Here is a 12,512-nt window from a genome sequence, read left to right as displayed (position 1 = left end):
AGAAATAATGTAACAAAGCAAAAAAAGGCTTACCAAACAAATGGTAAGCCTTTTAAAAACAAGTCTAATAAATGAATAATTAGATTTTGTTTTGTACGTCTTGAGCACCGCCAGTTACAGCATCGCCAGCGCTAGATACGTCTTGACCTAGACCTTTAAAAGTGTTGCAACCAGTCAATACAAACATAGCCGTCAAAGATGCAATGATTAATTTTTTCATAATAATTTCCTCAAAATAGATAGGTGGTTATAAATAACAACAGCGATGCTAAGCAGTTTGCTTAAGCCTCACTGAAGGATTACAGGATGCGACAACAATGTGTGTATATTATCTCGCAATCCAGTAAAGCCATAATAAAGAAAGTTAAAATCTGTGCCCAGTATCAAAATGTAATTTTTGCCAGTAAACTGTAACTTTTGATTACGCTTGGCATATATATTCCATTCAAGGTAATTTTTATATAAAGACAACGAGCGAATCGATTAGCAAAAGCTACTAGCAGTAGTGGGTTGAACGAGCCCGATAGCTAAATCTGTTTATATAGGATTGGCGATAGCACTAAAATAATGATGTTCAGACAATTGATGGAGTGATAATGACTATTCATATCGTGCTGGTAGCACCAAAAATGCCCAGTAATACTGGCAATATTATTCGTTTATGTGCCAATAGTGGGGCGCAGTTGCATTTGGTGAAGCCATTAGGGTTTGAGCTTGATGACAAAAAACTACGCCGTGCAGGATTGGATTACCATGAGTATGCCCATCTGCAAGTACATGACGATTGGGCAGCTGCTAGGCAAGCGCTTATAGCATCGGACTGTCATGTCATCACAGCATTGACCACCAAGCTGAGCAAGCCATTTTATGAGTATAATTTTAGTGGGCAAGTTGCTGACAATGAGCAAGATGCGCTGACATCGCCCCCCAATATTGCTTTAGTATTCGGCTCTGAAACAGCAGGATTGGCGGATGATATTCGTGAAAGTATCGGCGCTGATCATTGGTTGCGCTTGCCTATGCTGGCAGATTCACGCAGCTTGAATCTGTCCAATAGCGTGGCGATATGTCTGTATGAGATATGGCGTCAGCAGGGTTTTATGGGTGATGAAGGTCGCAGTGTTGGGTATGACACGCTAACGGTTTATGACCCAAAGTAGCGGCTGATATACTGATCGATTTTTACTGAAAGTCATGCTTTAAACGTCTGAACGCGAGCAGCAATCAGTGCTACTTTATAAGCAATTAGGCGGCTTCGGTAGTCCAGCAAGACGATTGACATGACGGGCGACCAAGCCAGTATTGAATAATTGCTGGAGTTTTTGATTGCTAATATCGTGCTCTGGTAAGGTCTTTTGTAACCACTTAATGAGCGGTCTTGTCGCTGGCGCGTGATTAAACTTAGTAAAAAAGGCTCGCACTTGTTGCAGAATCTCTAGATGTTCCACTGTCAAATTGACATCTAGCGTATTTGCCAACTGCTGTGCAATCGCAGGTGACCAAATAGTGTGATCACATAAATGGCCGTCTTGATCGAGCGCAATATTATCTGCCGTTTCAGCAGACGTGGTAGCGGTAGTAAGGACATCATTAGTCATAAGGCAACCGTCACCACTTTATCAAACTGGCTGTCTTGAGTCAGAGTGACCCATTCATCATCCGTTAGCAGACCGGTTAGCTTGGCCGCTAGGTTGAGCTGCGTAACTATGTTCGGCGTTAGCTGTGCCACATCATCGGAGAGCGCATAAACACCCGCAATACCATCGATATCATTTTCACCTAAAGAGGCATTGAGCCAATCAATAAAAGCGACAGTCGTGCCCAGTAACAGAATACTGTCGCCTGTGTGCCACGTGTGTGATAGCTCTTCTGTGCTGCGTTCGAGCTTATCCATGCTGCTATGTAATTGGTATAAGGTGGCCATAATGGATCCGATTGTTGGTTATATTTTGATTGGTCAAAGAGAGTGTCATTTAACGATAGTATGATGATATTAAAAAGTGAGTACTTGCTCAAAGTCTTGGGAGTCAATGACCTCAGGCATCAGAGTTAATTGGCTAGCCAAATCGGTTGGCACCATACCGGTGAGCCATCCACTAAATACATCCGCAGGTAGCCACGCCGCTGGCATGTCATACAGCTCAAGCGATTGAATCATGCCATGTAAACGCGATGTTGGTTGCATTAATAAACCAAAGACAGGGGCATCTAAGTACAGCTGGACGTCGTGTCCAAACGTTGCCAAGGTTAAAGCGAGGGCGCAACCTTCATAACTTGCCATTTCTGTCGGTGTCCGCAGCTGAATCAGTAATTTCATGGTTTATTCCAAAGGTTGGTTGTCACAAGCAGTTGTCAAACAGAATACCGTCAATCATGCGTTGCTAGAATTGTATGAGGCGGCAGTTGCTTTGCATCATCATTGCCAACTCACTCAGCCCAACCAAGCTAAATCCTGCTGCTAGGTTGTCCCCTTCAAGCTGATGGCGAGCACCATTTTCGCGATCACTAATCCCGCGACTGAGGGCAGTGCTGACGCAGACGGGTAATGGCAATTGATATTGCTTAGCCAGATTTTGCCATTGTTGAGTGAGGTCGATTTGTTCGGCTGACTGCCAACGTAAGCGATTGGCGGTGTGGGCGCCATCTGCATAAAAAAACACACTTAAGGTAGCCTGCTGTTTAGAAACATCACTATCCGTTGTCTTAGTATTCATGACTGTGCTCTTAAGATAGGCGCGAGCATAGCGTAAGGCTAACTGGGCAAGCGGATGACTGGGATCGGCTGTAACAAGTAGTAGCGGGGTATCTGTAGTCATAAATGTGGTATCGCTGTTTAGCAGTTGTTGATAATAAGGATTAGCACTCAATTATTGAAGGTATGGATCAGTATTAGGGTCTGTTGAACATTCAAATGTGGCACTGGCTATTTTTTAGACAATACGCAGTGAAATTTTTGACGCCTAGTCGTTCTAGGTTAGACAATTTCGCCATGTATTGGCAAAAAAAAGACAGCCGGTATACTTTCAAAACCTTCAACAAAGTTTTCTCGATATTTGATTTGCTCATTATTATACCATTCTACGATTTGTTTTTTTCCTCATCAAATCTGTTGTTCAAGTCGTAAAATGCAAAGCCTACTATAGTAGATTCTCAATAAAATAGGTACATGGTGTCGTAACGCAGAACTGAGACACATTTTTCTTGTTTTCTTGTTTTCTTGTTTGCTGTGTCTGTGCTGGCAGAGGCTGCGAAAAATTTGTCTCAGTTTTGCTGTATGATTTTTGAATTGAACTGACTATATAATGGCAGTTCTTTTTGACACTGTTTTGATGAACATGTGCATCAGTCCTATAGCTTGAGATGTTTATTCTTTATAAGATAGCCTTCATCATCAGATAACCTTCATCGGTAGCACGAGTTTTTAGCGCAACTTTCCAAAATGGTAATATGTTTTTTTAGCATAGCTTTGAGCATAAAATTTTCATGCTATTATAATAAAAATGACACTCGCTATAATTTATATTGCAAGGAACGTTTATTACTATGCCATCAGCTGCAACCAATAATAATGACTATCAACCGACATCGGCGCAAATCCAAGTATTGCAGACGGCGAGTGAGTTTGCTTATCAGATTTGGCAGAGCCGAACCGCCTCCTGTCAGACATTTTTACGCAGTTATCCACTTGATCATACCTTAACACGTCAGCAAATTGATGATCTGATACAAGATTATACCTTGGATGAAAACTACCAACTGGCTAATGAAGCCAAGGTCATGAGTGGCCTACGACACTTACGCATGCTGCTGATGATGCGCTGGATTTGGCAAGATGCCCTCGGTATGATTGCCCTCGAGCAATTGACCGATGAGCTGTCTGAGTTTGCTGATGGTTGTATTTCGTTCGCCAAGGAATATACCTATCAGGAGCTGGTGACCCGCTATGGCAAGCCAACCTTCATCAATGAGCAAGGCAACGTTCAAACTGATGACATGGCGATTATGGCGATGGGTAAGCTTGGTGCTCACGAGCTGAACTTATCGAGTGATATCGATCTTATCTTTGTTCATCAAGCCCGCGGCGCTACCGATGGTGACAAAGCAAAAGGCACTCGCAGCATCGATAACAAGCGTTTTATGACCCGGCTTGGTCAAGGGATTATCAAGCTATTGGATAACAATACCGCTGATGGTTTTGTGTTTCGTGTCGATATGCGCTTGCGGCCGTGGGGTGATGGCAGCGATCTGGCTATTCATCTATCCGCCTTGCAAAAGTATTTTTCCTTGCATGGGCGCGCATGGGAGCGTTTTGCATGGTTAAAGGCGCGTGTAGTGGGACAAATAGAGTCGCCATTTTATGACCGAATACAAGCGCTCATTAGGCCTTTTGTCTTTCGCTATTATGTCGATTACAGTGCTTTTTCAGCGCTCAGAGAAATGAAGTCTTTGATTCAGAACCAAGTGGCGCAGCGTGAAGATTTGGATAATATTAAGCTGGGTGCGGGCGGGATTCGAGATATTGAGTTTATCGTACAAGCTTTCCAATTGATTTATGGCGGTCGGCATCCACAGCTACAGGTTAAGTCGTGTTTACAAGCCATGCAGGCGTTATATGAGCTCAAATATTTAGAGCTGTCAACTTATGAGCAGCTGCAAGCGGCCTATCGCTTTTTGCGTCGACTTGAGCATGGCATTCAGGCCATCAATGATCAGCAGACCCAGCGCTTACCCCATGACCACTATTGGCAGCACAATCTCGCCATTACCCTTGGGTTTGAAGATTGGCAGGCATTGCTGAACACACTGAACAGTCATCGAAACAATGTAAATATACCATTTGAGCGCATGGTGACCGAACGTCAGGTTCCCGCTAAAGAAGATACCGAGCTCGAACCAGCTCATTTTGAAGAACAAATTGCCAGTTTGGATCAAGTATTGACAGAAGAGAACCGCGCGCAGTTGCAAGAGTTTTGGCAATCAAAGATGGTCGCCAACTTGAGTGATGAAGCCAGAGAGCGCCTGGATGATGCGTATCCTGTGATTGTCCATGCGTTACTGGCGCATCAAGAACAGCAGCAGCTGGCCAATACCGCTCTGCCACGCTTGATTGCCTTACTAGAAGCGATTTGCCGCCGTTCTATTTATTTGGTCATGATTGCCGAAAACCCCAATGCAACCATTGAGCTGATACCAATGCTATCAGCTAGCCCTTGGATTGCAAAAGAGCTGGCGCATTACCCAGTACTGCTAGATACTTTCTTACAACAGCGCTACCGTCACTTGCCAGACAAGCTAGAGCTGCATGATATCTTGCGCCAGCAGCTACTGCGTGTAGAGCCTAACGACGAAGAAGAGCTGCTTAGCGTATTGCGACTGTTCAAAAAAAATCAGGTACTGGCTGTTGCTGCCAGTGATGTGTTGGCTGAACGGCCAATTATGAAAGTGTCTGATTCACTCACTTATATCGCGGCAGTGGTATTAGAGGCAGCACTTGAGCGCGCCTTTGCAGAGATTGTCAAACGCTATGGATATCCTATCGGTCAAGATGGCGATCCGGTCACTGAAGCCGATTGTGGTTTTGCGATTATCGGTTATGGCAAACTTGGCGGTCTTGAATTATCGTATTCTTCTGATTTGGATTTGGTATTTTTACATAAGATAAAAGAGCAGGGTATGACTACGGGTGAAAAATCAGTGAGTGGTATGAAGTTCGCTGCTCGTCTGGTGCAAAAACTGATGAATTACCTCAATACTCAAACTCGTGATGGCCGTGTTTATGAGATTGACATGCGCCTGCGCCCATCTGGTAACGCCGGTATGATGGTGGTTTCTTGTCATGCGTTTGAGACCTACCAGCTCGAAAAAGCTTGGGCATGGGAGCATCAGGCCTTGGTGAGAGCACGGGCAATATGTGGGGACAAACGAGTGACAGCACTTTTTTGTGATATTCGCCGCAATGTGTTGGCACTACCGCGTACGATTGAGCAAGTTCGAATCGATGTCACCAGTATGCGCATAAAAATGCAAAAACATCTGGGCACCAGTCAATGGCAGCAACAAGCGGGTAAATTTCATCTAAAACAAGATGCGGGCGGCATTGTAGATATTGAGTTTTTGGCACAGTTTGCGGTATTGGCCTATTCACACGATCACCCAAGTTTGACGAAGTGGAGCGACAATGTGCGTATTTTTGAAGAAGTCGCGGCACTCGGTATTTGGGAGGAGCAAGTATGTCAGGATTTGACCGATGCTTATCTGCGCATACGCGCCGCCACTCATCAATTGGCTTTGTCCGAGCAGTCATTATTGGTTGATGAATCTCTGTGGCAAGAGACGCGAGCATTGGTACAAGCGCAGTGGCAGCATCTTATGGGCGTAGACTCAACGGAGTAAAATAATATTACGCCTCTACATTATTATTTATATATGTAGAGCAATAGGCTTAAATGCAAAGTATTGATTCAAATTTTTAATATAAACAAAAGCCATCCAGACATAAACTAAAACCTTGCATTTGCCAGTATTGCCAGTGATATAATCGCTAGCACATCATCATAATTGTATAGTTAATCCTATATGAATCGGATACGGTGTCGGGCTCGCTCGGTTTGCGACTAGTAATGCTTCGACGCGCTTTCACATGCCAACCCGATATCTGAATTATCTTGAACCGACTACATAGCAGACGTTTGCAATAATGAATCTTTATTTTGATAATAAAAATCGCTGCTGTGGTGTTATCATATGATGTTGTTAAATACCGTTAATTAAAATTTACTCAAAAAAGTTAGACGCCAGCGCTAGCATAAGGACTATAAAATGAATATGGCAACACAAGATGGTAAGCTTTGGATGAATGGCACAATGATCGAACAGCCAGATGCTAAAGTCCATGTACTAACGCATAGCCTGCATTACGGTATGGCTGTGTTCGAAGGAGTGCGGGCTTACCAAACTGATGATAAGCGCACGGCAATTTTTCGCCTAAAAGACCATACTGAGCGTCTGTTAGGTTCTGCAAAAATCTTTCAAATGAATGTACCGTTTGATGCAGCGGCACTTGAGCAAGCGCAAAAAGATGTGGTTAAGCAAAACAACTTGGCAGAAGCCTATATTCGTCCGCTTATTTGGGTTGGCGCAGAAAAATTGGGTCTATCATCACGTGACAATAGCATCAATGCCATGGTTGCTGCGTGGCATTGGGGTGCTTATTTGGGCGAAGACGGTATCCAAAACGGTATCCGAGTAAAAACGTCTTCTTATTCTCATCATTTGCCTAACGTCACCATGTGCAAGGCTAAAGCCTCGAGCAACTATCCGGTGTCTATCATGGCCAACCAAGAAGTCACGCGTAATGGCTATGATGAAGCTATCTTGATGGACCCACAAGGTTATGTCTGCCAAGGCGCGGGCGAGAACTTATTCTTAGTCAAAGATGGTGTACTGCATACCCCAGATTTGGGCGGCGGTGCGCTTGACGGTATCACTCGCCGCACTATCATTCAGTTTGCTGAAGATTTGGGTATCAAAGTCGTCGAGCGCCGCATCACGCGTGACGAGTTTTACTTAGCAGATGAAATCTTTATGACTGGCACCGCTGCTGAAGTGACGCCTATTCGTGAATACGATGACCGTACTATCGGTAATGGTGGTCGTGGACCCTTGACGGAAAAATTGCAAACCTTGTACTTTGATGTGGTTCATGGTCGCAATGAGCAGTATATGGATTGGTTAAGCTTTATTGATTAATAACAGAGTGATTTGAACAGATTGAAGAGGCTGAACGCAATCGTTCAGCTTTTTTTATGCTAATATATTCGTCATATTATTTACCCACACGATTAAAGTGAGCAGTTCCAATGCCGATAGATTCTAAAACAACCGACAACGAAAATATTAAACAAATTATTTGTATCAAATGGGGTGCTAAGTACGGCGCCGATTACGCCAATAAACTCTATGGTATGGTCTCTCGCAATATTACCCCGCCGTTCCGTTTTGTCTGTTTTACCGATGATACAACAGACGTACGTTCAGAGATTGAATGCCAGCCTTTACCTGAAATTGATTATCCTATGCCAGTAGGTACTTCTGGACAATGGCCAAAATCACGTTTATGGAGTGAGAAGCTAGGTAATGTAGAGGGTGACGTACTTTTTTTGGATTTGGATGTGGTGATTGTTGGCAATTTGGATGTTTTTTTTGAATATAAGCCTGAAAAAGAGGTGGTATTGACACGCAATATGACAAATCCACTTGAAAAGCTTGGGCAGACGTCATTATTCAGGTTTCCTGTTGGTAAATTGGTCTCTTTGCAAAAGCTATTTGCCACTGACCCTCAAGGTATTGCCGAAAAATACCGTTTTGAACAGCGTTTTGTCACTCGTCATGCGCCAGGTGGGGTTGAGTTTTATCCCAGACGCTGGGTGAGACACTTTAGGTTTGAGTGTAAACGATCCTTTCCGTTGAACTATTTTTTGCCTGCAAAACTGCCAAAAGATACTCGTGTTGTTATTTTTGCTGGAGGTGCTCTTAATCCACCCGAGGCAATTGAGGGTCGCTATCGTACAGAATATCCGAATGATGCTAAAGAGCATATTAAACTTTTGAAGACTTCGGAAACAGCTAAGAAAAGACCGTTTCGTCATTTGCGACATTTTATTTTACCCACTCCTTGGGTTGAAAAGTATTGGCGGGAGTAAAATGTTTAAAACGAACTAATTTAGTTCTATTGAAGCTTCGTGGATGACTTTATTTAAGTAAGTTCTTAACGATAAACTTATTATTTCTGTTGAAGGAAAGATATGATAAATATATTCTATATTAATTTAGATAATAGAGTAGATCGTCAGGATAATATAATACAACAAATGAGTAATTTGAATTTAGTAGCACAAAGGGTATCTGCTTCTGTTGGTAAGGATCTAAGTGTAGAAGAAAAATCCTTTATTGATTATGATAAGTTTTTATGTTTAATGAAACGTACAATTACTGATGGAGAAATTGGATGCGCACTATCACATCACAGAATTTGGAATTATGTTTTAGAGAATGATATCGACTATGCATTAGTCATGGAAGACGACGTAATCTTTGATAAAAGATTGGTCGAAGTTATCAGCGATTGTCAGAACTATCAATATTTTGATTTTATTAATTTCTCTACAACAACTCCATACTCTTATAATAGTCAAGTGGCACGCAATTTTATAGATAAGGGTATGTATACTCGTCCTAAATGCCCACAGCTCTTTAAAGAGTGGAGGTTGTTAGAGTGGCGTAACAAATGGCGAATTTATAAATTAAAGCCAATAACTGATGAATTAACAATATGTGAATGTGATCCAGCACCAGCGTTAGGTAGTGGCTATATCATTTCAAGAAAAGCAGCATTTGAGTTTCTACAATCTAGCAATCATTTATTTTATCCTATTGATTATGTATGGAGATATGCAACTTGTGAGCTTAGACAGGGTTTTATTTCTACCTCACTCATTAATCAAAAACAGGTTGATAGTGATATTTTTGGAAGAGAGGAAAAATGCGAGCTGAACATTACGCAGCATGTTCATAGACTGTTCTTAAAGCGAGCGCGGCGACATAGAATTAAAGATATCAAAAAAATGTATGGGTAATTAAGTAATGATTAATAATATAAAACAAAACAAAACAGTCATTCTTACTATTTTCAGCCTACAAGGTGGAGGTGCAGAAAGATTTGTTATAACGTTAGCTGAAGGGTTTAAAATACTAGGATATGAGCCACATATCGTTTGTTTTAAATCGCAAATTGATTATGAAAAGCCTGATATTCCGTTACATTTCTTGTCTTATCAATCTTATCGTTGGTTACCAAAAGGTATACGCCACCGTATTTTTGCCAAAGTATTTGATAGCTATGTGCGTCGACATATTACTGATAAGCCTGTATTAACCTTATCCAATCTATGGCAAGTTGATCAGACACTTACACATAGCCAGCTTCCTAATAAAGTATTTGTGATTCATAATACATTATCTAAAGAAAAACAAGTTCACACCTATCTAAATGATCATGCATTACGAGAAGTGTATCAGTCTCAAAATGTAGTTGCTGTAAGTAAGGGGGCCAAGGAAGATTTTCTCACTATTGTCCCTAATGTTAAGGCATTAACTGCTATTCATAATCCTATTGACCAAGAGAGCATTATAATTCAGTCACAGAAAACTGAGGAGCTGCAAAATATTGAAAAAAAATATCCTATATTGAAAAAAGGATATATCGTGCATGTAGGTAAGTTTAAAGCACAGAAAAATCATATTGCATTGATTAACGCCTATGCCAAATCAAAAAAGAGTTTACCTCTACTTTTAGTAGGGCAAGGAGAGCTACAGTCGCAATGTAAAGAGTTATGTAAAGAGCTAAGATTACAAGATAAGGTTATATTTGTAGGTTTTATTCCAAATCCTTACCCTTTAATTGCTCATTCGAAAGGTATGGTGTTATCTTCAATATATGAAGGTTTTGGACTAGTGATTGCAGAATCATTAGCGCTTGGAGTTCCAGTGATAAGCACCGATTGTGATTCAGGCCCTAGAGAACTATTACCAAAACATCACTTGGTTGCTGTTGGAGATATTCAAGGCTTGGCAGATAAATTAGATGATTTGATGCAAAATCCACATAGTTTTAGCAGTGACTTTGATGTAAGTCTTTTACCTAAGTCAGTTGCTATGCAGTATCTGAACATGGTTTGAGTAAATAGTCTCAATGGTTTCATAGCTAACGGGGCTTAAGGTTTTAGTAAGGCGTTTAAATATACAAAATCACTTTGTTTGGGTGCGATTTCTAAATATTTTGATTGGCTAGAATATTTAGCTTGGATAAATCCCATACCTAATTGAGCACTGATACGTCGTGACTTGTATTTGAACTTATCAATTAAATCTTTAGCTGGTGGCTTACTATTGGCTGGTGTTGAAATATTACTGCTCGCAATAGTACTAAGTTGTAATTCTGGCATGCCATAATGCTGAGCCATATCCATTTGCATGGCAAGCGCAGGCACTGTTTGCGCGCTCTTTAAGTCTTTGGTATGACAAAGCAGTGCATCTGCTAGTCCTGCGCCAAATTTTTCTACAGAATCTAATAAAATTTGTGCACCTTTTGGGGTAAGTAAATAAGCTGCCGCTCCTGACTTATCTATAAATAACTCATGCAGAGAAATATCATCAGATATATTAATACCATGATTATTAATAAGCTTTTTACGTCCACGAGTCTCAAAAGTTATATGATCATACTTGATATCTTGATTGCCACTTATCTCAAAAAGAGTCGTTGGCAAGTCTTGAGATAATAGGGCGTCATCCTCAAGAATTAAAAACGATTGCTCGCTATTAGCCACATGCCGCCATACTAGATAATGGCTCAAAAAACAGGCCACCTCTGTGCGCCTAAGTTTACGTTGCCAGTCATTTGCCCATTTTTCATACTCATATTCTGTCAAGCTATCTACAGAAATAGCTTCCCAGCGTTGATAGGGGATTGCAAGTTTATCTAGCTGCTTACTCTGAAAGTCCCAACGTTGTTTGGCGCTATCTAGGTTAATGACCAAGGCGGTTATTTTTGACTGATATGACATTATCTCTATCCCTTCCACCAAGCAGTTTTATCGCGAGTATGTAAATCACGAAAACGTGAATATACAGTACTAGCTTCAGGTTTTTGTACTCGTTCGAAAATTTCAATGACTAAATCGCCTAGCGGATGAGACTGGGCTAGTTTATCTAAACGCCAGCGCATATTACGCAGCGTATCATCAGTACCAACAGCAAATCCTGCTACGCCATCAAACAAAGCTAGTCTCTCATTTTGTAAAGAGGTATAGCGTCCATCATCAGGCTTAGAATTATCTATTGCAGTAAGATAACGCTCGCTTTCTTGTAACTTAATGGTATTGACTAAAATAACCGCATTCATTAGCAGGGCTTTTAGATAATCATCATTACTATAGTCGATAAATGTATCACAAGCAGAAATAAGCCAGCGGGTATTTAATGCGTGGATCAAGTACTCTTTTTGCTCATACCAAAGTTGTTCAAATAGCTTAAACTCTTTATCAATTTGATAGCCTCGACGAATAAGCACTATCAAGGTGGCATGATAATATGCAAGCTCTGACTGACCAACAAATTCACATCTTAGGTTTTCAAGATGATTTTGCAGGTTTTTATCAGAGCCATAAGTATATTCAATATGGGAGCCATTTATCATTTGCTCACGCATTTCATCCCAGCCCAACTGATCAAACTTTTTTGCTACGGTAGCTGCGCCAAGCCTTTTGCGATGCTGATTTAAGGAAAAAAGACTGGCCAATTTAGATTTAGGTGTTTTCATTACCAGTGCTCCTGTAACTACGGACTTGATTTTGTATGTTTATGATATTTATCACCATCGATAGCATTAGGTTGCTGATGAATTAGTCTTACTATGGAAAATAACGATTTTTGCGCCATTAGGTGACTCTAGT

At 41.2% G+C, this 12,512-nt stretch carries 13 protein-coding genes; 6 read left to right on the top strand and 7 right to left on the bottom strand.

The genetic code is table 11. The features are described from left to right. Positions 1-79 precede the first annotated feature (79 nt). Positions 80-220 (bottom strand): entericidin A/B family lipoprotein, encoded by a 141-nt coding sequence (locus W293_RS0112605; protein ID WP_037025595.1) that lies wholly within the window; start codon positions 218-220, stop codon positions 80-82. A gap of 376 nt (positions 221-596) precedes the next feature. Between W293_RS0112605 and W293_RS0112595 the strand changes: the two genes are divergently transcribed. Continuing rightward, positions 597-1,160, top strand: a complete 564-nt coding sequence (locus W293_RS0112595) for a tRNA (cytidine(34)-2'-O)-methyltransferase (RefSeq protein WP_025652776.1) — start codon at positions 597-599, stop codon at positions 1,158-1,160. Between the two features lie 75 nt (positions 1,161-1,235). On the opposite strand, the gene W293_RS0112590 is transcribed toward W293_RS0112595, so the two are convergent. The 4 genes from W293_RS0112590 to tusD form a co-directional block, all read right to left on the bottom strand. Then, the gene (locus tag W293_RS0112590) at positions 1,236-1,598 is read right to left on the bottom strand and encodes a TusE/DsrC/DsvC family sulfur relay protein (protein WP_025652775.1); all 363 of its coding nucleotides are present in this window, start codon (positions 1,596-1,598) and stop codon (positions 1,236-1,238) included. Beyond that, positions 1,595-1,924 (bottom strand): hypothetical protein, encoded by a 330-nt coding sequence (locus W293_RS0112585; RefSeq protein ID WP_025652774.1) that lies wholly within the window; start codon positions 1,922-1,924, stop codon positions 1,595-1,597. The genes W293_RS0112590 and W293_RS0112585 overlap by 4 nt, the downstream gene beginning before the upstream one ends. A 69-nt stretch (positions 1,925-1,993) precedes the next feature. Continuing rightward, the gene (locus W293_RS0112580) at positions 1,994-2,317 is read right to left on the bottom strand and encodes a hypothetical protein (protein ID WP_025652773.1); all 324 of its coding nucleotides are present in this window, start codon (positions 2,315-2,317) and stop codon (positions 1,994-1,996) included. A gap of 64 nt (positions 2,318-2,381) precedes the next feature. Beyond that, positions 2,382-2,816 carry a sulfurtransferase complex subunit TusD gene (tusD, locus tag W293_RS0112575; protein ID WP_025652772.1) on the bottom strand — a complete coding sequence of 145 codons (435 nt, stop codon included), beginning with the start codon at positions 2,814-2,816 and terminating at the stop codon, positions 2,382-2,384. A gap of 727 nt (positions 2,817-3,543) precedes the next feature. Here tusD and glnE point away from each other — a divergent pair. The 5 genes from glnE (at position 3,544) to W293_RS0112550 (ending at position 10,737) form a co-directional block, all read left to right on the top strand. Continuing rightward, a complete protein-coding gene (glnE, locus tag W293_RS0112570) occupies positions 3,544-6,393 on the top strand; it encodes a bifunctional [glutamate--ammonia ligase]-adenylyl-L-tyrosine phosphorylase/[glutamate--ammonia-ligase] adenylyltransferase (protein ID WP_025652771.1) in 2,850 nt (949 codons plus the stop codon). A gap of 426 nt (positions 6,394-6,819) precedes the next feature. After that, the gene (locus tag W293_RS0112565; RefSeq protein WP_025652770.1) at positions 6,820-7,749 is read left to right on the top strand and encodes a branched-chain amino acid transaminase; all 930 of its coding nucleotides are present in this window, start codon (positions 6,820-6,822) and stop codon (positions 7,747-7,749) included. A gap of 110 nt (positions 7,750-7,859) precedes the next feature. Next, a complete protein-coding gene (locus tag W293_RS0112560; RefSeq protein WP_025652769.1) occupies positions 7,860-8,702 on the top strand; it encodes a glycosyl transferase in 843 nt (280 codons plus the stop codon). Between the two features lie 102 nt (positions 8,703-8,804). Next, positions 8,805-9,635, top strand: coding sequence for a glycosyltransferase family 25 protein (locus W293_RS16820; RefSeq protein WP_025652768.1), 831 nt, complete (start codon positions 8,805-8,807; stop codon positions 9,633-9,635). A 7-nt stretch (positions 9,636-9,642) separates the two neighbouring features. After that, positions 9,643-10,737, top strand: a complete 1,095-nt coding sequence (locus W293_RS0112550; protein ID WP_037025597.1) for a glycosyltransferase — start codon at positions 9,643-9,645, stop codon at positions 10,735-10,737. 35 nt (positions 10,738-10,772) lie between these two features. Here the strand turns inward: W293_RS0112550 and W293_RS0112545 are convergent, their stop codons facing one another. After that, positions 10,773-11,624, bottom strand: a complete 852-nt coding sequence (locus tag W293_RS0112545; protein ID WP_025652766.1) for a glycosyltransferase family 25 protein — start codon at positions 11,622-11,624, stop codon at positions 10,773-10,775. 5 nt (positions 11,625-11,629) lie between these two features. Next, the gene (locus tag W293_RS0112540; RefSeq protein ID WP_025652765.1) at positions 11,630-12,379 is read right to left on the bottom strand and encodes a hypothetical protein; all 750 of its coding nucleotides are present in this window, start codon (positions 12,377-12,379) and stop codon (positions 11,630-11,632) included. Positions 12,380-12,512: the final 133 nt, after the last annotated feature.

This window comes from Psychrobacter sp. TB67 (genome assembly GCF_000511065.1).
GTDB lineage: Bacteria > Pseudomonadota > Gammaproteobacteria > Pseudomonadales > Moraxellaceae > Psychrobacter > Psychrobacter okhotskensis.
This window is presented reverse-complemented; position numbering and strand designations above follow the sequence as displayed.

Excerpts from the sequence above, each read along its gene's own strand:
- W293_RS0112540 (WP_025652765.1), bottom strand. The coding sequence starts at position 12,379 with ATGAAAACACCTAAATCTAAATTGGCCAGTCTTTTTTCCTTAAATCAG.
- W293_RS16820 (WP_025652768.1), top strand. The coding sequence starts at position 8,805 with ATGATAAATATATTCTATATTAATTTAGATAATAGAGTAGATCGTCAG.
- W293_RS0112565 (WP_025652770.1), top strand. The coding sequence starts at position 6,820 with ATGAATATGGCAACACAAGATGGTAAGCTTTGGATGAATGGCACAATG.
- glnE (WP_025652771.1), top strand. The coding sequence starts at position 3,544 with ATGCCATCAGCTGCAACCAATAATAATGACTATCAACCGACATCGGCG.
- W293_RS0112580 (WP_025652773.1), bottom strand. The coding sequence starts at position 2,317 with ATGAAATTACTGATTCAGCTGCGGACACCGACAGAAATGGCAAGTTAT.
- W293_RS0112550 (WP_037025597.1), top strand. The coding sequence starts at position 9,643 with ATGATTAATAATATAAAACAAAACAAAACAGTCATTCTTACTATTTTC.
- W293_RS0112585 (WP_025652774.1), bottom strand. The coding sequence starts at position 1,924 with ATGGCCACCTTATACCAATTACATAGCAGCATGGATAAGCTCGAACGC.
- W293_RS0112560 (WP_025652769.1), top strand. The coding sequence starts at position 7,860 with ATGCCGATAGATTCTAAAACAACCGACAACGAAAATATTAAACAAATT.
- W293_RS0112605 (WP_037025595.1), bottom strand. The coding sequence starts at position 220 with ATGAAAAAATTAATCATTGCATCTTTGACGGCTATGTTTGTATTGACT.
- W293_RS0112545 (WP_025652766.1), bottom strand. The coding sequence starts at position 11,624 with ATGTCATATCAGTCAAAAATAACCGCCTTGGTCATTAACCTAGATAGC.
- W293_RS0112590 (WP_025652775.1), bottom strand. The coding sequence starts at position 1,598 with ATGACTAATGATGTCCTTACTACCGCTACCACGTCTGCTGAAACGGCA.
- W293_RS0112595 (WP_025652776.1), top strand. The coding sequence starts at position 597 with ATGACTATTCATATCGTGCTGGTAGCACCAAAAATGCCCAGTAATACT.
- tusD (WP_025652772.1), bottom strand. The coding sequence starts at position 2,816 with ATGACTACAGATACCCCGCTACTACTTGTTACAGCCGATCCCAGTCAT.